Source organism: Burkholderia sp. A2 (assembly GCF_001729305.1).
GTDB classification, from domain to species: Bacteria; Pseudomonadota; Gammaproteobacteria; order Burkholderiales; family Burkholderiaceae; genus Burkholderia; species Burkholderia sola.
In genome coordinates, this window is the sequence record NZ_LZXX01000105.1 from 421648 (window position 1) to 439898 (window position 18251).

Annotated in this window: 20 protein-coding genes; 7 read left to right on the forward strand and 13 right to left on the reverse strand. The window is 68.2% G+C overall.

Features of this window, described 5'->3' with window-relative positions:
* Positions 1-118 precede the first annotated feature (118 nt).
* Together A9Z05_RS22335 and A9Z05_RS22340 are read right to left on the reverse strand one after the other, a co-directional pair.
* Positions 119-1519, reverse strand: coding sequence for an LLM class flavin-dependent oxidoreductase (locus A9Z05_RS22335; RefSeq protein WP_069619982.1), 1401 nt, complete (start codon positions 1517-1519; stop codon positions 119-121).
* Positions 1516-2787, reverse strand: a complete 1272-nt coding sequence (locus A9Z05_RS22340; RefSeq protein ID WP_069619983.1) for an acyl-CoA dehydrogenase family protein — start codon at positions 2785-2787, stop codon at positions 1516-1518. The genes A9Z05_RS22335 and A9Z05_RS22340 overlap by 4 nt, the downstream gene beginning before the upstream one ends.
* Before the next feature lie 292 nt (positions 2788-3079).
* Between A9Z05_RS22340 and A9Z05_RS22345 the strand changes: the two genes are divergently transcribed.
* Entirely contained in the window at positions 3080-4318 is a 1239-nt protein-coding gene (locus A9Z05_RS22345) for an SfnB family sulfur acquisition oxidoreductase (protein WP_069619984.1), read from the forward strand.
* Between the two features lie 51 nt (positions 4319-4369).
* Here A9Z05_RS22345 and A9Z05_RS22350 read toward each other — a convergent pair whose 3' ends face one another.
* The 6 genes from A9Z05_RS22350 to A9Z05_RS22375 form a co-directional block, all read right to left on the reverse strand.
* Positions 4370-5197 carry an ABC transporter permease gene (locus tag A9Z05_RS22350; protein ID WP_069619985.1) on the reverse strand — a complete coding sequence of 276 codons (828 nt, stop codon included), beginning with the start codon at positions 5195-5197 and terminating at the stop codon, positions 4370-4372.
* A complete protein-coding gene (locus tag A9Z05_RS22355) occupies positions 5190-6380 on the reverse strand; it encodes an ABC transporter substrate-binding protein (protein ID WP_069619986.1) in 1191 nt (396 codons plus the stop codon). Before A9Z05_RS22355 ends, A9Z05_RS22350 begins: the two co-directional genes overlap by 8 nt.
* Before the next feature lie 16 nt (positions 6381-6396).
* The gene (locus A9Z05_RS22360) at positions 6397-7191 is read right to left on the reverse strand and encodes an ABC transporter ATP-binding protein (RefSeq protein ID WP_069619987.1); all 795 of its coding nucleotides are present in this window, start codon (positions 7189-7191) and stop codon (positions 6397-6399) included.
* A complete protein-coding gene (locus A9Z05_RS22365; RefSeq protein ID WP_069619988.1) occupies positions 7188-8303 on the reverse strand; it encodes an acyl-CoA dehydrogenase family protein in 1116 nt (371 codons plus the stop codon). The genes A9Z05_RS22360 and A9Z05_RS22365 overlap by 4 nt, the downstream gene beginning before the upstream one ends.
* The gene (locus tag A9Z05_RS22370; protein WP_069619989.1) at positions 8276-8842 is read right to left on the reverse strand and encodes a carboxymuconolactone decarboxylase family protein; all 567 of its coding nucleotides are present in this window, start codon (positions 8840-8842) and stop codon (positions 8276-8278) included. The genes A9Z05_RS22365 and A9Z05_RS22370 overlap by 28 nt, the downstream gene beginning before the upstream one ends.
* Before the next feature lie 114 nt (positions 8843-8956).
* Positions 8957-9916 (reverse strand): AraC family transcriptional regulator, encoded by a 960-nt coding sequence (locus tag A9Z05_RS22375; RefSeq protein ID WP_069619990.1) that lies wholly within the window; start codon positions 9914-9916, stop codon positions 8957-8959.
* 239 nt (positions 9917-10155) lie between these two features.
* Here A9Z05_RS22375 and A9Z05_RS22380 point away from each other — a divergent pair, with 239 nt between their 5' ends.
* From A9Z05_RS22380 to A9Z05_RS22395, 4 genes are all read left to right on the forward strand, one after another.
* Positions 10156-10623 (forward strand): hypothetical protein, encoded by a 468-nt coding sequence (locus A9Z05_RS22380; RefSeq protein ID WP_069619991.1) that lies wholly within the window; start codon positions 10156-10158, stop codon positions 10621-10623.
* 130 nt (positions 10624-10753) lie between these two features.
* Entirely contained in the window at positions 10754-11227 is a 474-nt protein-coding gene (locus tag A9Z05_RS22385) for a universal stress protein (RefSeq protein ID WP_069619992.1), read from the forward strand.
* 81 nt (positions 11228-11308) lie between these two features.
* Complete coding sequence (locus A9Z05_RS22390; RefSeq protein ID WP_069619993.1) at positions 11309-11584, forward strand: DUF1488 domain-containing protein; 276 nt, start codon at positions 11309-11311, stop codon at positions 11582-11584.
* A gap of 179 nt (positions 11585-11763) precedes the next feature.
* Complete coding sequence (locus A9Z05_RS22395; protein WP_069619994.1) at positions 11764-12198, forward strand: Hsp20/alpha crystallin family protein; 435 nt, start codon at positions 11764-11766, stop codon at positions 12196-12198.
* Between the two features lie 104 nt (positions 12199-12302).
* Here the strand turns inward: A9Z05_RS22395 and A9Z05_RS22400 are convergent, their stop codons facing one another.
* A complete protein-coding gene (locus A9Z05_RS22400) occupies positions 12303-12968 on the reverse strand; it encodes a nitroreductase family protein (RefSeq protein ID WP_069619995.1) in 666 nt (221 codons plus the stop codon).
* Positions 12969-13198: 230 nt separating this feature from the next.
* On the opposite strand from A9Z05_RS22400, the gene A9Z05_RS22405 reads away from it, so the two are divergent.
* The gene (locus tag A9Z05_RS22405; protein ID WP_069620121.1) at positions 13199-13849 is read left to right on the forward strand and encodes a BON domain-containing protein; all 651 of its coding nucleotides are present in this window, start codon (positions 13199-13201) and stop codon (positions 13847-13849) included.
* A 474-nt stretch (positions 13850-14323) separates the two neighbouring features.
* Here the strand turns inward: A9Z05_RS22405 and A9Z05_RS22410 are convergent, their stop codons facing one another.
* From A9Z05_RS22410 to A9Z05_RS22425, 4 genes are all read right to left on the reverse strand, one after another.
* On the reverse strand, positions 14324-14548 hold the full coding sequence (locus A9Z05_RS22410) for a hypothetical protein (protein ID WP_069619996.1): 225 nt from the start codon (positions 14546-14548) through the stop codon (positions 14324-14326).
* Between the two features lie 138 nt (positions 14549-14686).
* Entirely contained in the window at positions 14687-15676 is a 990-nt protein-coding gene (locus tag A9Z05_RS22415; protein WP_256122068.1) for a TIGR00730 family Rossman fold protein, read from the reverse strand.
* A gap of 2 nt (positions 15677-15678) precedes the next feature.
* Complete coding sequence (locus A9Z05_RS22420; protein ID WP_069619998.1) at positions 15679-16020, reverse strand: cytochrome C; 342 nt, start codon at positions 16018-16020, stop codon at positions 15679-15681.
* A 48-nt stretch (positions 16021-16068) separates the two neighbouring features.
* Positions 16069-17070 (reverse strand): nitroreductase family protein, encoded by a 1002-nt coding sequence (locus A9Z05_RS22425; RefSeq protein WP_069619999.1) that lies wholly within the window; start codon positions 17068-17070, stop codon positions 16069-16071.
* Between the two features lie 172 nt (positions 17071-17242).
* Here A9Z05_RS22425 and A9Z05_RS22430 point away from each other — a divergent pair, with 172 nt between their 5' ends.
* Positions 17243-18232 (forward strand): zinc-dependent alcohol dehydrogenase family protein, encoded by a 990-nt coding sequence (locus tag A9Z05_RS22430; RefSeq protein WP_069620000.1) that lies wholly within the window; start codon positions 17243-17245, stop codon positions 18230-18232.
* Positions 18233-18251: the final 19 nt, after the last annotated feature.

An 18251-nucleotide genomic window follows, 5' to 3' on the forward strand; every position in this document is an offset into this window, starting at 1 on the left:
GGGCGCTCGCCGCTCCCCGAAAACACGAACGGCTTCGTCAGACTGCACGAAGCCGTTCCTACGGAATACTGAAGCCAGTCCCGCGTACGCGGACAGACCGGCTTCGACATAGTGCGCGTTACGCGCTGACCGCTTCCCGCTCGGCCGCGCGCTTGACCTGTTCGATATCGCGAAACTGCGCGGCCGGATGTTCGTCCGGCAACCGGGCCGACCCGCCGAACAGTTTTTCGCGCAGCGTGCCCGGCGCATACGCGGTCGGATACACGCCGCGGCGCTGCAACTCCGGCACGAGATAGCGCACGACGTCCTCGAAGGTTTCATGCGCGATCGCATACGCGAGATTGAAGCCGTCCACGTCGGTCGCGGCTACCCATTCCTGCAGGATGTCCGCGACGGTCGCCGCCGACCCGACGAACACCGGGCCCATCCCGCCGATGCCGCCCCACGCCGCCAGCGCCTCGATCGTCCACGCGGTGTCGCCGCCCGACAGGTGCTCGACGGCGGACACGATCGCATTCGTTTCGACGCGCCTGACGGGATCGGTCGGCGCGTACTGGCCGAAGTCGATGCCGGTCCAGCCGGACATGAACACCAGCGAGCCGTCGTACGACACGTAGCGCCGATACTCGTCGAACTTGGCCTGCGCCTTCTCGTCGGTCTCGTCGACGATCACCGTGACGAGGTTGTAGATCAGCACCTTCGCCGGATCGCGCCCGGCGGCCGCGGCCCGCGCACGCACGTCGGCGACGTAGCGCGCGAGCTGGTCGCGCGTCGGCGCGGCGACGAACACGCATTCGGCGTGCTGCGCGGCGAACGCCTTGCCGGGGCCCGACGCGCCGGCCTGGAACAGCACCGGCGTGCGCTGCGGCGACGGCTCGCACAGGTGATAGCCGGGCACGTCGAAGAAGCGGCCCTTATGGCCGATCTCGTGCACTTTCTCGGGATGCGTGAACACGCGGCCGTCGCGATCGCGCACCACCGCGCCATCTTCCCAACTGCCCTCGAACAGCTTGTACAGCACCTCGACGTATTCGGCCGCGACCGCATAGCGGTCGTCGTGCGTGCGTAGCCCGTGATCGCCGACGTTCTTCGCGCCGCTCTCCAGGTACGACGTGACGATGTTCCACGCGAGCCGCCCCTTCGTATGATGATCGGCGGTCGACAGCCGGCGCGCGAACGTGTACGGGTGTTCGAACGTCGTCGACGCGGTGATGCCGATGCCGAGATGCTCGGTCGCCATCGCGATCGGCGCGGCCAGTTGCAGCGGATCGTTGACCGGGATCTGCGCGGCCTGGTGCAGCGCGTGATAGTTGCTGCCCTTGTACACGTCGTAGTAGCCGATCACGTCCGCGATGAAGATTGCATCGAAGATCCCGCGCTCCAGCACGCGCGCGAGGTCGGTCCAGTAATCGAGATCCTTGTACTGCCAAGAGCGGTCGCGCGGATGCGCCCACAGGCCCGGCGACTGATGGCCCACGCAGTTCATCTCGAATGCGTTGAAGCGGATGGTCTTGCTCATTGCGCGGCCCCCGTTTCCGCGCCGGCCTGCGCATGGGCGCCCGCACCGTTGCCGACACGCCAGACGAACGGCGGCGTGCGGCCGTTGATGATCCAGTCGCCGACGATGCGCGCCTTGTACACGAGCGGGTTGTGCGACGACACCGTGCGCGCGTTGCGCCAGTGGCGATCGAGCGCGGTCGTGCTGCGGGTCGCGGATGCGCCGAGCGCGTCGAACAGGCGCGTCGCCGCGCGCAGCACGAGTTCGGACACGACGAGCTGGCTTTGCGCGGATTCGATTTCGGCCGCGACGTTCGCGGTCTGCTCGGCCGCTTCGTCGCCGCCGAAGCGCGCTTCATAGGCTTGCTGAAGCGGTTGCGCGGCGCGCAGCGCGAGCGCGTCGGCCGCGTACGCCCATGACGCGATCTCGCCGATCACCTGCTGCAGCTGCGCGTCGTCGCCGGCACGCTGCGCGTTGCCGTGGCTGTACACGCGCGTGCGGCTGCGCACGAGCTCGCCCGCATCGCGCACGATCGCGTGGCCGATGCCGGCCAGCGTCGCGACGTGGAACAACTGGTAGAACGCGGTCTGGTACTTGAAGCGGCGCGCGAAATCGATCACGTTGTCCGCGTCGACCGCCGCATTCTCGAAACGCGTCGTGCCGCTGCCGGTGGTGGTCTGGCCGAAGCCGTCCCAGTCGTCGTCGCGGATCACGCCGGGCTGCGCGGTCGCGACGGCGACGATCACGTCGCTGCCGTCATGCGCGCGCTGCGCGAACACGTCGATCCAGTCGGCGAACAGGCTGCCGGTGCTATAGAACTTCCTGCCGTTCAGCACGAGCCGGCCGTTCTGCTCCGACACCTTCGTGACGGTCTGGCCGAGCGGTACGTCGCCGGCCTCCGACCATGCATTGCCGACGAGCTGGCCGCTCGCGAAGCGGTCGAACCAGGCCGTGCGCTGCGGCCCGGCCGGCACGTTCAGCCAGTCCTCGACGAACGCGAAATGCCCGCGCAACGCCTGCGGCAAATTGGAATCGGCTGCGGCGAGCTCGGTCAGCAACCGGAACAACTGCGGCAGCGATGCGCCCGCGCCGCCGGCGCTGGCCGGCAGGCGGATCGCGCCGAAGCCTGCGGACTTCAGCCAGCCGATCGCCTCGTGCGGCAATTCGCGGTTGCGTTCGCGCTCGGCGGTGCCGGCGGCGATACGCTCGAAGATCGGCCGGAACCGGCTCGCGAGCGCGTCGTAATCGGTACCGGTGGAAAGGTCGAAAGCTGCGTGCGACGAAGTCATGCGGATTTCCTCGAAGGGCGTGGCCGTGTGCGCCGGGAGCCCAGTATAGGAAGCGCGATGCGAGCGTTCCAATAACGGATTCTCGGATCGTTATCGTCGCTGCGTATTACCGACGCCGCGCGGGCACGCATCGACGTTCTCGCGTCCATTGCGACGTCGAAGCGCCGATTCGCGTGCATCCATTGCGACGTCGTTTGTTCTCCAAAGGAATATCGTTTCGAGAATCGCTCGGTTTTCCGGCCCGCGCGGCGCTGCTAGATTGAATGCTTTCGCCATTCGACAGGAGAACCCGATGTCAGACACGAGCGCGACGATTCAGGAGCGGCCGGCCGATGCGCAACCCCAGCTGGCCCGCGTGATTGCGGACGATGCGGAAGCGATCGCGGTCGCGCATGCACTGGCGCAACGCCTTGCGCAAGGGGCCGCCGAGCGCGATCGCGAGCGCCGGCTGCCGCGCGAGGAAATCGAATGGTTCTCGCAGTCGGGGCTGTGGGCGATCACGGTGCCGAAGGCATACGGCGGCGCGGGCGTGTCGCACGTGACGCTCACCGAGGTGATCAAGATCGTCGCCGCGGCCGATGCGTCGCTCGGGCAGCTTCCGCGGAATCATTTCGGGTTGGTCGACGTGATCACGCTCGTCGGCACCGACGCGCAGAAGCGTCATTTCTTCGCCGAAGTGCTGAGCGGCAAGCGGTTCGGCAACGGATTCTCGGAGAAGGGCACGAAGCACGTGCTCGACCTGAAGACGCGCGTGCGCCGCGACGGCGACGACTATGTGGTCGACGGCACGAAGTTCTATTCGACCGGCGCGCTGTTCGCGCACTACGTGCCGGTGCTCGGCCTCGACGACGCGCAGCAGGCCTGGCTCGCGTACATACCGCAACCGACGCCGGGGCTGACCGTGATCGACGACTGGTCGGGATTCGGGCAGCGCACGACCGCGAGCGGCACGGTCGTGCTCGATGCGGTGCGCATCCCCGCGTCGCACGTGCTGCCCGCGCAGCGCGTGTCGGACGTGCCGACGCTCAACGGCCCGCTGTCGCAGATCATCCAGGCGGCGATCGACGCGGGCATCGCGAAGGCGGCGATCGACGATACGCTCGCATTCGTGCGGACCCGCACGCGGCCGTGGGTCGACAGCGGCGTCGAGCGGGCGGTGGACGATCCGCTGACGATTCGCGAAATCGGCCGGCTGCACATCCAGCTGCATGCGGCCGACGCGTTGCTGGAACGCGCGGCGCGCACGCTCGACGAGATCGCGGCAAAGGGCGACGTGACGGAAGACGATGTCGCGCGGGCGTCCGTTGCGGTCGGCGAGGCGAAGGTGCTGACGACCGAGGTCGCGCTGCTCGCGGGCGAGAAGCTGTTCGAGCTGGCCGGCACGCAGTCGACGCTCGCCGAGCACAACCTCGACCGGCATTGGCGCAACGCGCGCACGCATACGCTGCACGACCCGGTGCGCTGGAAATATCACCTCGTCGGCAACTACTATCTGAACGGCGCACGCCCGGCGCGCCATGCGTGGAATTGAGCCGCCCGCGGCACACGGTTCGTCCGATTGCCGCGTATCGCGTGAGCGGCGCTAGCGGTCGGACGCCAGCAGCGCGCGGGTCAATAACCGCGCGATGCCGTCCAGCGTGAAGCCGAGCGCACCGATGACGACGATCACCGCGGTCAGTTCGGCATACGCGAGCCGGTCGCGCGTGTCGAGGATCAGGTAGCCGAGGCCCGCGTTGACGCCGAGCATCTCGGCCGGCACCAGCACGATCCACAGAATGCCGATCGCGAGCCGGATGCCGTTGAGCAGCGGCCCCGCGATGGCGGGCAGCACGATATGCACCAGCAGCTCGCGGCGGGTGGCCGCGAGGCTGGCGCCGAGTTGCAGCCAGCGCCGGTCGATCTGCATGACGCCGGCCGCCGTGCTCATCAGCACCGGCCACAACGCGGCGAATCCGAGCAGGAAGTAGATCGCACGATCGCCGATGCCGAACGACATGACCGCGAGCGGCATCCACGACAGCGGCGACACCATGCGCAGGAACTGGAACGTCGGCGACAGCATCCGCTCGACCCATTGCACGCGGCCGATCAGCAGCCCGAGCGGGACGCCGGCCAGCAGCGCCGCCCCGAGCCCGACGCCGATGCGTCGCAGGCTGACGAGCGCGTGTTCGACGAGATGATCGTCCGCGCACAGCGACCGCAGGCTGGCGAACGCGCGGTCCGGCGCGAACTGCCGGCCGAGCGAGCCGGGCTCGGTCAACCCGTGGATCGCAGCCCACCACACGGCGACCGTCGCAACGAGCCCGGCGACGCCGAGCCAACCCGCGGCCACGCGTGCCGGCAAGCGGGAACCGACGTCCCGGTGCGTGTCGGGTGCCGATGAGCGGCGGGTGGCGAGCGCATCAGACAACGACGATCTCCTCGCGCTGGAACGCGCCTGCTTGACCGAATGCGCTCAGCCCGCCGACCGCCTCGATGCTCTTGCGTACGAAGCGGGTGTCGACGAGATCGCGGGCCGCGAACGCCGGGTCGAGTGACGCGAGGAAGCCGCTGTCGCCGTCGACCACCGTGCGCTTCAGGCGTTGAACCAGCGCCTCGGTATAGCTCGGGAACGGATACGGCTGGAAGTCGATCCGCTTCGCGTGCCAGTCGGCATGGCGGATCGCGCCGCTCGCCCGGTAGGCGTCGGCCAGCGACGCCGACGGCACCAGCACGCGCTCGAGCGACGCGAGCGTATGCGGCGAATAGCGGTGCGCGCCGTCCTTCGACAGCAACTGCGCGGTGTCCTGCGGATGCGCGCGCGCCCACAGCTGCGCCTTCACGATCGCGTCGACGACCTTTTGCGACCACGCGGGCCGCTGCGTCAGATCGTTCTCGTGCATGAACACGACGCAGCACGCATGGTTTTTCCACACATCGCCGGTGAAGCGCAGAATCTTGCCGATCTTCATCAATTCCGCGGTCGCGTTGAACGGCTCCGCGACGATATACCCGGCGATCTGGCGCGCGGCGAGCGCGGGCAGCATGTCCGACGGCGCCATCACGACCAGGTTGACTTCGTTCGCCGCGGGCGTGCCGCGCCGCTTGAGCACGGGTGTGAGCCCCTGCTGGCGCAGCATGTCCTGCAGCACGACGTTGTGAATCGAATACCAGAACGGAATCGCGACGGTCTTGCCGCCGAGATCGCGCAGCGAATCGATGTCGGGCGCGACCGTCAGCCCGGAGCCGTTCACGTGGTTCCACGCGACCACCTTCGCCGGCGCGCGGCTGCCGTAGCGCGCCCACAGCGTCATCGGCGACAGCAGGTGCACGACGTTGACCTGGCCGGACAGGAATGCTTCGACGAGCTGCGCCCAGCTGCGCAACAGCTTCGGCGGTTCGACCGTCAGCCCTTCGGACGCGAAATAGCCGTTGTTGTGGGCGACCAGCAACGGGGCCGCGTCGGTGATCGGCAGATAGCCGATGCGAACCGGCGCATCCGGTTCTGCCGCGGCGTGCGCGTTCGCCATCGACAGCAACGGGGCGGCCCCCGTCGCGGTGAACAGGGCCGCAAGCTTCAGCCATTCGCGGCGCGACATCGGAATCTGGCACATGGATAGGCGGGTCGGGTCAGTTCAGGGAGGGGAGTTCGGACGCGTGCGGACGCTTCATGCCGGCCTGCAACGCCTTCAGGATGTCGATGCGCATCGTGCCGAGTTCGGTGACGAACGCATCGCGCGGGTGCGGGAAATCGACGTGCCATGCATCGATGAGGCGGCCTTGCGTGCCGAGCAGCACGATGCGATCGGCCACGAGCAGCGCCTCGTCGATATCGTGCGTCACGAGCACCGTCGCGCAGCGTGTCGTCGACACGACGTTGACCAGCAACTGCTGCATCGCGGCGCGCGTCACTTCGTCGAGCGCCGAGAACGGCTCGTCGAGCAGCAGCGCGTGCGGCTGACGCGCGAGTGCGCGCGCCAGCGCCGCACGCTGCGCCATCCCGCCGGAGAGCTGGGCCGGACGCAGCGACGCGGCGGCTTCGAGCCCGACCGCCTGCAGCGCCGAGCGGACGCGTTCGCGTTGCTGTTCGCGCGTGAGGCGCTCCTGATGTTCGAAGGCGAGCCCGAATGCGACGTTCTTTTCGGTCGACAGCCACGGCAGCAGGCATGGGTCCTGAAACGCGATCGCGATCCTCGGGTGCGGGCCCTGCAACGTCGTACCGTCGATCGACACGGTGCCGGATTGCGGCCGCTCCAGCCCGGCCAGTGCGCGCAACAGGCTCGACTTGCCGGTGCCGCTCGGGCCGATCAACGCGACGATTTCGCCGCGATCGACCGACAGTGACACATCGGCCAGGATGGTATTGTGCCGCTCGCCGTCGTAGCCGAGCGTCAGATGGCGTGCGTCCAGCAGCGGCGGCGTCATGCGGCGATGCTCCGCGCCTGCGCGGCGAGTTGCGCCTTCAACTGCACGACGCTCGGCGTGACGATCGGAATGAACGCCGCTTCGCGCCAGCGTCGCTCGAAGCCGAGCCCCGCATCGCGCAGATAGCCGCGGCCGCCGCTCGCCTCGAGTTCGAGGTTCACGGCGGTGGCCACGTGCGTCGCGAGCGCGATGCGCAGCTCGAACAGGCGGTTCGGATGCGCGCGCAGGCTGCCGTCGGCGAGGCCGGCCGACAGGTGCGCGCAGGCGGCGGCCAGTTCGGCCGCGCAGGCTTCGACTTCGGGGCCGAGAATGCCGCGCGTCGTTTCCGCCGCGCGCCGCGCTTCGGCCAGCGCGCGCCGCGCGAGCCCGATCGACAGCCCGCACTGCAGGCCGAGGAAGGCCGGTCGCACGGCGGGCAGGAAGGTTTGCGCATCCGGATGGATCAGCCACGCGGCGTCGGTCGGTACGCCGTCGAGATGCAGCGCGGCGGTGTTGCTGCCGCGCAGCGCGATCAGGTCGAGATCGGCGCTGCGGGTAAGGCCCGGCGCGTCATCCGGGATCGCGACGATCGCGGACGGGCGCTCATCACCGAACGTGACGGCGGCCGCCACCACGAATCGTTCCGCACGCAGGTTCGTGACCCACGCCATCCGGCCGGTCATCCGCCAGTCGTCGGCGCCTTCCGCGTGCGGCGTCGCGTCGATCTGAAGCGACTCGATGCCGGACAGGTATTTCATCGCGTTCGACAGGCCGCTCGCGCCGGCGCAACGGCCGTCGAGCAGCGCCGGCAGCCAGCGCTCGCGCAGCGCGGCATTCGGGCTTTGCAGCAGATATTCGATGAAGCTGCGCTGGCCCCACAGCACGAAGGCGGCGGTCAGCGAATGCTCGGCCACCGCGGCAATGCCGGCGATGGCGTCCGTGGTGGCGCCGCCCGCGCCACCGAGGCTCGCGGGCACGCCGGTCCGGAACAGGCCGGCGGCCGCGAGACGCGGCACGACCTCCGCCTTCAGCGCGGCGCTCGTGTCGAGCTGCGTGGCGTTCGCGTCGAGCCAGTCGACCAGCGACGCGTCGAGTGCGGGCGCCGTCAGGCGGCTTGTGTCCGGGGTTCCCATCGGTATGCCGCCAGTTCGGGGTTGAGTTCGTTGCGCGACAGATTGTTCGCGAAGTTGCACAGCGTCGCGAGGCTCACGCCCAGCACCACCTCGAGCGCGTTCGCTTCGGTGAAGCCGGCGGCCAGGAACGCGTCGAGCGCGTCGTCGGTCACGCCGCCGCGCGTCGCGATCACGGCGCGCGTGAAAGCCGCGACGGCTTCCAGCCGCGGCTCGGCGACCGGTTCGCCGTCGCGCAGTGCGTCGACGTCGGCGCGATCGACATGGGCTTTTTTCAGCGCGGCGGCGGTGTGTCCGGCCACGCAGAACGCACAGCCGTGGACGGCGGCCGCGGTGATCTGCACGGCTTCGCGCTCGGCGAACGTGAGGCCCGCGCGGCCGTTGATCTCCGCGACGGTCAGGTAGGTTTCGAGCGCGACCGGCGCGTTCGCGAGCGAGCGCACGAGGTTCGGCAGGAAACCGTTCGCGCGCTGCGATTTTTCGAGGAACGGCTGGCTGGCCGCGGGGGCGGTTTCGACGGTAAGCAAAGGCAGGCGGCTCACAGGATTCTCCGGAGGGGCAGTGAGATCATTGTCGAGGCGCCGCCGCGGCCGGACAATGCGCGAACATCCGCGATTCCTGTGCGTTCGTCCCGCGCCGCGCGCCGCGACGGCCGGCTAGTGCAGGCGGGCTGCCGATGGCGACGCGTCGTCGCGGTCGCGGCGCCATGCGCCGGGTTGCATGCCCATCGTGCGCTTGAACGCATGCGCGAACGCCGACTCCGACTGATAGCCCACCAGTTCGCCCGCCCGTGAAATCGGCAAGCCTTGTTGCAGCAGGTCCGCCGCGAGCCGCATCCGCACCATCGTGACGAACTGCATCGGTGGATGGCCGGATGCTTCGCTGAAATGCTTGCAGAACGCGGTGCGCGACATGTTCGCGAACGCGGCCATCGATTCCGTGGTCCATGCGTCGGCCGGCGCGTCGATGATCGCGGCGACGAGCGTGCCGAAACCGGTCCGCTGCATCAGCGACGCGAGCCCGCTGGCGACGGTATCGTGCCCCGCGGCGTCCCGCACCGCGTAGAACAGCAGCAGTTCGACCAGCTTGTCGATCAGCGGGGACGGCGCGTCGACGCCATGACGCCCTTCGGCGCGAATCAGATCGAACAGCCCATGGATGCCGCGATAGGCGTCGTCGCCGCGCCGTACGATCAGGTATTCGGGAAAGAGCGACACGATCGCGCGCGACACGGTGGACTGGAATTCGATGAAACCGCAGGCGAGGCCGACGCTGCCGTCGATTGACGGGTCGAGCGGTTGCATCGACCCGCGTCGCTCGAGCGGATGGCTGCCCGCGACCGCACAGGCGTGCGGATTGACCGGGCTCGGCGACAAGCCGTGCGGCACGTCGCGCAGCAGAAAGACGGCTTCACCTTCGGCGACCGGGATGCTGTCGCGGCCGTCGGCGAAGTGCAGCCACGCCGATCCGTGAAGGAGGATGTGGAAGCTCGCTTTCGCACGGCCGGCGGTGGATGCCTGCCAGTCGCCGCAATACTGGCCGACGTGGAAAAGCTGGCTTTTCGGCTCCAGGCTGGACAGCAGCCAATGGACGACCTTGTCTGTTTGCGCGGACATTCCGATGCTGGAGGATGGGTGACGCGCCCATGCTACGGGCTGCGCCGCACCGCTCAAACCAAGGAATGGTGGAAAGCATTTTCTCGTGGCGACGAAGGGCAGTCCGCGATCGGCAACGCAGGGCGGCGATTGACGCAGGTCAATCGCATTCGCGCTGCCGGCAATACAGTGGACGTCGGCGCTCGCATGACGCGGCACCCGATGGCACGCGCGAGTCGCCGCGTGATGAGGCATGGGCAATGAAACATCCGACGTGGGCGATCGGCGCCGCGCTCGCGCTGGGCGCTTGCGCGGGTATGGGCCAGGAGGCGGCGTTCCGGTCGACCGAAACGCAATTGAAGGCGGCACGGGAGGCTGCCGCGCTGCAGTGTTCGACGCCGCCCGAATGCGACCGTGCATGGCAGCTCGCACGGCGCTACATCGACGCGCATTCGTCGACCCGTATCACGCGAGTCAGTGCGGACCGGATCGAAACCGCGCAACCGCATTTCGCCGGAGAAGTGTATCTATGGGCGTCGCGCACGGCATCGGGCGACGGCGGCGCGGTGATCCGGCTCAAGGCGATGTGCAAGGGCATGTACGGCACCGATGGCGGCCCCGGCTGGCAATACGATGCATGCGCGTCGAAGATCCTTGAAATCGAGCGCGGTTTCGCGACGTACGAGCGCCCAACGGGCACGCCGACGCTGCCGGTCGACCCTCGATAACGGAGCGCCTCCCGCGTCGGCTCATATCGCTTCAAACCGTTGACTTCGGTCAACGCCGGTTTCCAGCGAGCGCTGATGATGAAACAACGCCGAACGCCACCGGCGCGTCCAGTCATCCAGCGAGGTCAGTATGTACACGAACATCATGGTCGCCGTCGACGGCAGTCCTTCTTCGAATCTGGCGCTTGAAGAGGGCTTGAAGGTTGCCCGGTCATGCGGCGCGCGCCTGTTCGCCGTTTTCGTCGTCGACCAATCGCTTCTGATCACGTACGCCGGACGCATGAACCCGGATGCCCTGCTCGACGAGGTTCGGCGCGATGGCGCGGCCGTGCTGCGAAGCGCGGAGCGGGCCATCTCGCATGCGGCCGTCAACGGCGATACCGAAATCATCGAGACCGAACCCGGCGTGGATATCGCCGAGCGGCTGCAACGCTATGTCGTCGAACGGTCGATTGATCTCGCCGTGGTCGGCACGCACGGGCGGCGCGGCGTCCGTCGGCTTGTCCTCGGCAGCGTAGCCGAACGGTTTCTGCGCCGATCGAGTTGCCCGGTCCTGCTCGTACGCGGCGACGATGCCGCGCCGGCTGCCGTCGCGGCAGCCTAGCGTCGCCGTGCCCGATAACGGGTCGGGCCGCCCGGGTCGAGTCGGGCGACGGTCGGCACGCAACCTGCCCAGGAGATCGTCATGCAGATAACTTTTCCTTCCGAACCGCCGACGTATTGCGGTCAAGACTCGGCACTGGCCTTTCCGGCCGTGGTCGAAGGCCGACGCGTGCGCTGCGCGATCACCGCGGAAGCGCTGGAAGATCACTTTCGGGCGGCATCGCCGCGCGAACAGGATCTTGTCGACGCATTCGCGCACCATCGCTCCGCGATCGAACGCGCGGCGCGCTGCCTGCTCGAGGAAATGGACGGCAGGCCGATCCTGCTTCACAGCGGATTTTTCCGGTTCTGTACGTGATCGCCGTGGGTCATTGACGCGTATCAAGCGCGTGACGGTGCGAGCGGATACGCTGATTTCGAAGGGATCCTTCGTCCGTTGCGCGGCACGCGATGCCGCGCCAGTCCGATCCGCATCACGGCACCGCGCTGGCCGGACGAAAGCGCTGCTGCATGTCAACCGTACGAGGAGTGCGAACCATGACCCACCTCACGCGTTACGATCCGTTTTCGATCGAACCCGTCTCCGACCTGTTTCAGGGGCTGTTCAGGCCGCTGCGCGGCGTGGCGACGACGGACGAACCCGATCTTGCGTCGATGAAGATCGACGTGACGGAAAGCGACAATGCCTACAAGGTCAATGCGGAGTTGCCGGGCGTCGCGAAGGAGGATATCGATGTCCAGGTGACGGGCCGAACCGTCACGATCAACGCGAAGGTCGAGCGCAACAACGAGCAGAAGGATGGCGAGCGCGTGATCCGGCGCGAGCGCTACAGCGGCGCGATCGGCCGGTCGTTCTCGCTGTCTGGCGAGATCGACGACGCGAACGCGACGGCGACGTATCAGGACGGCGTGCTGTCGCTGACGCTGCCGAAGAAGGCGCCGGTCGGGCAGAAGAAGCTGACGATCAGCTGATCGGGAGGCAGACGCCGGGCGACGCGGGGCACGCGTCGCTCGAAGGGAGGATGACGGCGCGCGGAGCCATCCGCGCGCCGTTTCTTTCAACCGTCCACGTGCGCTCACGCCGCCGATACCGTCCCGCCGGCACGGTATCCGACGGTCTGCGCGAGGATCGGCAGTTCGTCCTCATTCAGCCGCAACGCGTCGGCGAGCACGCGATGATTGATCCAGCCGCGCACGACCGTGCCGAGGCCGGCTGCCGCACAGTAGAGCGAAACGTTCTGTGCGATGGCGCCCGCCGCGATGGCCGAGAACACGTCGCGTTGCGGCGGCGGCATGTCGAGGATCGCGGCGGTCCGCACTACGTAGACGAGATCGAGTGGCGCGCGGCCCACGAAGTCCTGGTACCCCGTCAGGTTGCGTGCATCGGCCGCGTGTTTCAGCACGAGCCGATGCGCGGGCGCGTCGTAGCGGTAAACGCCGTGCGGCAGCGCGACGTAGAGGTCGATTTCATTGAACGCGTGCGCGGACGGCGCCGTACGACCGCCGCTTGCCGGCCGGTTGATGCCGTCCGCGGCCCACAGCAATTCGCCGAGCGTCGCAGGCGAGAGCGGCGTGGCGGTGAATTCGCGTGAACTCATTCTCGTTGCGAGTGCCGTCATCAACGGCGTGCCGCCGTCGAGGGTCGGGCGCGGCAGATCGATGATGGCCGGCGACGCCCCTTGCGGCGGCGCCGGCAGCGCCGGAGGCGCCGGCGAATAGGCCAACAGTTGCTGTTCCGTCATGTGAATCTCCTTCGGGCATCGCTGCGCGAGCCGGACACGTCGCGCATCGGCGATCTCACGATAAGACGGCCGGGCCGCACCGGCTTGACCTTCGTCAAGCGACCCATGCACGAGCCGCGAAGCCCGGCACAGGGCATCCGTTGACCTGCATCAGCAACGCGGGGCCGCGCGTGTGCAAATCTGGCCGTGTACGGCGGACAAGCGCGCCGCGGCTCACGGGAGTGCAGACGATGAAAACCGACAAGCAGTTGAAACAGGACGTTCAGGACGAGCTGGAATCCGACCCGGCAATCGACGCGACACGAATCGGTGTCGAGGTGTCCGACCGGATCGTGACGCTTTCGGGTCACCCGCCGAGCTATGCGGAGAAACTCGCGATCGAGCGTGCGGCGAACCGCGTGGCCGGTGTCAAGGCGCTCGTCGTCGACATGACCGTGCATCTGCCGAACGACGACGTCCGCACCGACGAGGACATCGCGAATGCCGTGCGCTCGGTGCTGCACTGGACGGTCGGGCTGCATGACGACGCGGTCAAGGTGCAGGTCGAGCACGGCTGGATCACGCTGTCCGGCCGGGTCGAATGGGCATATCAGAGCCATCTGGCCGTGCGCGCGATCTCGCAGATGCGCAGCGTGACCGGCGTGACCGACCACATCGTCGTGCAGGGGGCGGTCGGCTCGGCCGACATCGGCGGCAGCATCAAGCGCGCGATCATGCGCCACGCGGAGCGCGAGGCGAAACACATCGCGGTCGAGGTGCGCGACGGCACCGTCCGGTTGTCCGGCAAGGTCGGCTCGTTCTCCGAGCGCAAGGCCGTGCGCGGCGCCGCGTGGTCGGCGCGTGGCGTGCGCGCGGTCGTCGACGACCTGGTCGTCGAGTAAGGTTGTCGGACAGAAGCCGACCGCTTCTCCCGGCTCGACGCGATGCGCGTGGCGGCCGCCCATCTTCAAGCGTCTAGCCGCCCATCCTTTTCCGCGCGGGCGGCGATGCCGCGGAACGCATGCCGTGCTCGCCATTCCGCTGGACGTGATGCGCAACGGCATCGGTCACGGTCGGAAAGAAGCTGGCCGCGCCGAACACGTCGAACAGCCCGTAGGCGCGCAGGCGATCCTTCACCGGCCCCTACCAGCACGGCGGAAAGCGCGATGCCCGCATAGAGATCGCGCGATAACCATGCACACCGATAGTTCGCGAGCAACGCCCCACCGGGAACATGAGTGCGATGCGTCCGGAGCGGAGCAGGTTCATCGCCGCTTCATTCAGCGGATATCCGGGCAAAAGGGGCGGCCCGATCCGTGAGGGCCAGTTCATCGGCATTGAGTCGGCGCGCGGCACGGCTTCGATCGCGCCCGGTTTCATGCAGCCTTGAGCGCCGAACGTTGCAGCGCCTGCGCGAAGCGGGCGAGCGTGGCGATCGATCCCGTCACGCTTTCGTACCGTTCCCGTCCGATCTGGCCGTCGAGGATCACGAGCATGCCGGCATCGCGGGCGAGGGTGACCAATGCCAGCGTGTCGAGCGCTGCTGCATCGGACCGACCGGACGGATTGCCCGAATCGGCAGGCTGGGTAGCGTGTGACATGACGTCTCTCCTGAGGGCTCGCGATCGGTATGCCGGGAGCCGTTATCCGTGATTTCAGTATCGTTGGCGTGCATGCGCGATTCAATCGGCGTGTCCCGAAGTTGTAGTAGGAATCGAGCGGAGGCCGTCGGCGGATTCCTACACGGCGGACGGCTTCGGCGAAGGGCTTCGTCGGGCCGCCCGCCCGGCGCGGCACCGTGCATACCAGGATCCGATCGCGTGCCAGATATCGGCGGCGGATTCGCAGTAGGTGAACAGTTCGAGGTCGCGGCGGTCGATCATCCCTTCGTCCGCGAGAAACGCCAGATCGACGGCACGCCGCCAGTACGCTTCGCCGACCAGGACAACCGGCAGCGGCGCGATCTTGCGCGTCTGCAGCAGCGTCAGGACCTCGAACAGTTCGTCGAACGTGCCGTATCCGCCGGGGAAAAACACGGCTGCCTTGGCGCGCTCGAGCAGGTGAAGCTTGCGAATCGCGAAGTAGTGGAACCGGAAGCACAGATCCGGCGTGATGTACGGATTCGGCGCCTGTTCGTGCGGCAGCTCGATATTGAAGCCGATGCTCGGGGCGCCGCGCTCGTAGGCGCCGCGATTGGCGGCCTCCATGATGCCGGGGCCACCGCCCGTGACGATTGCGAGGCGCGCCGTACGCGCGCGCCGGTCGGCATGACCGACGATACGGCCGAATTCGCGTGCGACGCGGTAGTACGCGCTGTGCTCGAGGAGACGGCTGGCGACCGCGACGGCACGACGCCGGCCCGGGTCACGCGGACGCAGCGCGAGCAGGCGGTTCGCTTCGGCGAGCCGTGCGTTCGCGACGGCGGGCGCGACGATGCGCGTGCTGCCGTAGATCACGACGGCATGGCCGATACGCTCGTGTTGCAGGCGCGCTTCGGCGTTCCAGTAGTCGAGCTGCAGCCGGATACCGCGCATGGTCGCGCGTTGCAGCAACGACGTGTCCGCGTCGCCGGGCGTGCAGTCCGGATGGCTGGCGAGATGCCGCCCTCGACGAGACGGCCGCGGGATGTCGTCGAGGCTGGCGGGCGATTCGGGCCGGGCGCGTACCCGCTTGCCGCGCGCGCCGCCGCGCGCCATGCCGGCAGGAGCGCGTTTGACTATCGTGCGCACGGTCACTGACTCAACACCCATTGGACGAACTGATGCGCGTCGTCGGCAGACAGCGGCCCGCCGCGATCGATCGCGGACGGCATCGGCGTGTCGCCCCAATGCGCGGGGCCGCCGACGCGCAACTTGCGTTCCAGTTCGGCGGCCGCGTGAGGATCGCCGCGGTAGCGCGCGGCGATGTCGTGGAACGACGGCCCGAGGAACGTCATGTCGGGCGTGTGGCAGAACATGCAGTGCTGCGCGTTGACGAGCTCGGTCGGCTCGGGCACGGTCGTTTGCGCGACCGCTGTTCCGGCCATGGCAGCGAGCAGAAAGAAAGAGAAAGCGGAGCAGCGCGTGATGTTCATGTTTTCCTCGTCCGGAGCGGAATGCGCGCGGCGCGTCGCCGGTTGCGCTCAGGAGATCACTTCGCCGAGCGGGCGACGGGGCGAATGCGGCGTGTGCGGGCCGCGGCCCACCCGCAGCAGCAACTGCGGCTCGCCGTGTAGCCCGAGCATCCGGCCCAGGTCGGCACGCAGCGCGGCCGTCTCGATCGGCTGGTTCAGGTACGACGCCGTATAGCCCGCGCGCGCCGCGACGAGCAGGATCCGCTCCAGCGCCTGGCCCGCGGCCAGCCACGCTTCGCGGTCGTCGCGCACGGTCGACAGGCACACGATCAAAGGCGATGCGCCGACGAGTTGATGATGGAGCGCGGCCAGCCCGTTGCCGAGATCGAACGTTCGCACCGCCATCGTCACGACAGGCGCCGCGAAGTCCAGCAGCGTCGGCACGCCGGCCGCGAATGCCGGCATGCCGTCGACGCGCCGGCGCGGATCGATCCAGCTCGCCAGTTCGCGGCGGAAGCGCGGATCCGCGAACTGCTGCTGGTCGGCCTGCGCAACCAGTTCGGCGACCCGTGCGCGACGTGCAGTCGAGTCGATGCACGCGACCTCGGCGCCTTCCGCGACGCCGGCCGCGATCAGCTCGCGCTGAATCTCGTCGGGCACCGCGGTAGATTCGAATGGCGCGCGCGTCGTGACGCGGTCCTGGATCGCGTCGAACAGCCCGCCGAGAGACGGATCGGAATAGCCGTCGTCGCAGACGCGGACCAGCGCAAGGAGATCGGGGTCGACCTCGGACGGAAACGTGCTGATCGTGTGGGCGAGGCCGGCGTGATCGAGCGCGACGCGCAGGTTGAGCAATGCCGCGCCGCAACTGATGATCAGTTCGCGGTCGAACGGATCGACCACGGGCAACGCGCGGACCCGGTCCGCACAGACAGCGATCGTGGCGCCGTTGACGATGAACCGCCACGGCTGCGAATTGTGGCTGGACGGAGCCAGCACCGCGTACGCCAACAGCGACTTCAATTGATCGTCGACATGGGCGCTTGCGGCAAGCGGGGGAACGGATATCATTCGATCATCTCCTGGCACGCCGCGCGGGCGGCGTCATGCCACCTCATCGTGTCAGCAACCGTCCGGCAGCCGTTGACCCACATCAAGCGCCCGTCACCGGGCCATGCGCGCGCGATGCGCCGGGATTAGCCTTGGACAGCGAAGCACGAAGACGACCGAGCGGGAGGCGAGCATGCTTGCGATGATGTTTGACGGCACGACACCGTATTTGCGCGAGGCGCACATGCCGGATCCGCTGCCGGCGCCGGGCCAGCTGCTGATCGACGTGCACGCATGCGGTGTCTGTCGAACCGATCTGCACGTCGTCGACGGCGAGCTCGCGCACCCGAAGCTGCCGCTGGTGCCGGGGCACGAAATCGTGGGAACGGTGCGCGTGCTCGGCGAGGGCGTGACGGGGTTCTCCGTCGGCGACCGGATCGGCGTTCCGTGGCTTGGCTCGACATGCGGGCATTGCGCGTATTGCGTATCCGGCCGAGAAAACCTGTGCGACAGCCCGGGTTTCACGGGCTATACGATCGACGGCGGCTATGCCGAGTGCACGGTCGCCGACCACCGGTATTGCGTGCACCTGCCGCAACGCTATTCCGATCTGGAAGCCGCGCCGTTGCTGTGCGCGGGCCTGATCGGCTATCGAACCTTGCGCATGGCCGGCGACGCGCGTCGCATCGGCATCTACGGCTTCGGCGCGGCCGCTCATCTCGTCGCGCAGGTCGCGCATGCCGAGGGGCGCAAGGTGTTCGCGCTGACGAAACCGGGCGATACCGCGGCACAACAGCTCGCGCTGTCGCTCGGCGCCGCGTGGGCCGGTGGCAGCGACGAAACACCGCCGGAAACACTCGACGCCGCGCTCATTTTCGCGCCGGCGGGCGCGCTGGTGCCGGCCGCGCTGCGCGCCGTCGGCAAAGGCGGGATTGTCGTATGCGGCGGCATTCACATGAGCGATATCCCGAGCTTTCCGTACGCGTGGCTGTGGGGCGAGCGCCGGATCGCATCGGTCGCCAACCTGACGCGTGCCGATGCGGTCGAATTCATGCGGATCGCCGCCGCGATGCCGCTGCGGGTCGAGGCCGTGCGCTACGCGCTGACCGATGCGAATCGCGCACTGGACGATCTGCGCAGGGGCCGCGTGTCCGGCGCCGCCGTGCTCGGCATGCGCGATTGATCCCGCCCGGTTCGCGCGA

Bases quoted from the DNA above. Each gene is read 5' to 3' on its own strand.
- A9Z05_RS22335 (WP_069619982.1), bottom strand. From the start codon at position 1,519: ATGAGCAAGACCATCCGCTTCAACGCATTCGAGATGAACTGCGTGGGC.
- A9Z05_RS22340 (WP_069619983.1), bottom strand. From the start codon at position 2,787: ATGACTTCGTCGCACGCAGCTTTCGACCTTTCCACCGGTACCGATTAC.
- A9Z05_RS22345 (WP_069619984.1), top strand. From the start codon at position 3,080: ATGTCAGACACGAGCGCGACGATTCAGGAGCGGCCGGCCGATGCGCAA.
- A9Z05_RS22355 (WP_069619986.1), bottom strand. From the start codon at position 6,380: ATGTGCCAGATTCCGATGTCGCGCCGCGAATGGCTGAAGCTTGCGGCC.
- A9Z05_RS22360 (WP_069619987.1), bottom strand. From the start codon at position 7,191: ATGACGCCGCCGCTGCTGGACGCACGCCATCTGACGCTCGGCTACGAC.
- A9Z05_RS22365 (WP_069619988.1), bottom strand. From the start codon at position 8,303: ATGGGAACCCCGGACACAAGCCGCCTGACGGCGCCCGCACTCGACGCG.
- A9Z05_RS22375 (WP_069619990.1), bottom strand. From the start codon at position 9,916: ATGTCCGCGCAAACAGACAAGGTCGTCCATTGGCTGCTGTCCAGCCTG.
- A9Z05_RS22380 (WP_069619991.1), top strand. From the start codon at position 10,156: ATGAAACATCCGACGTGGGCGATCGGCGCCGCGCTCGCGCTGGGCGCT.
- A9Z05_RS22385 (WP_069619992.1), top strand. From the start codon at position 10,754: ATGTACACGAACATCATGGTCGCCGTCGACGGCAGTCCTTCTTCGAAT.
- A9Z05_RS22390 (WP_069619993.1), top strand. From the start codon at position 11,309: ATGCAGATAACTTTTCCTTCCGAACCGCCGACGTATTGCGGTCAAGAC.
- A9Z05_RS22395 (WP_069619994.1), top strand. From the start codon at position 11,764: ATGACCCACCTCACGCGTTACGATCCGTTTTCGATCGAACCCGTCTCC.
- A9Z05_RS22400 (WP_069619995.1), bottom strand. From the start codon at position 12,968: ATGACGGAACAGCAACTGTTGGCCTATTCGCCGGCGCCTCCGGCGCTG.
- A9Z05_RS22405 (WP_069620121.1), top strand. From the start codon at position 13,199: ATGAAAACCGACAAGCAGTTGAAACAGGACGTTCAGGACGAGCTGGAA.
- A9Z05_RS22410 (WP_069619996.1), bottom strand. From the start codon at position 14,548: ATGTCACACGCTACCCAGCCTGCCGATTCGGGCAATCCGTCCGGTCGG.
- A9Z05_RS22420 (WP_069619998.1), bottom strand. From the start codon at position 16,020: ATGAACATCACGCGCTGCTCCGCTTTCTCTTTCTTTCTGCTCGCTGCC.
- A9Z05_RS22425 (WP_069619999.1), bottom strand. From the start codon at position 17,070: ATGATATCCGTTCCCCCGCTTGCCGCAAGCGCCCATGTCGACGATCAA.
- A9Z05_RS22430 (WP_069620000.1), top strand. From the start codon at position 17,243: ATGCTTGCGATGATGTTTGACGGCACGACACCGTATTTGCGCGAGGCG.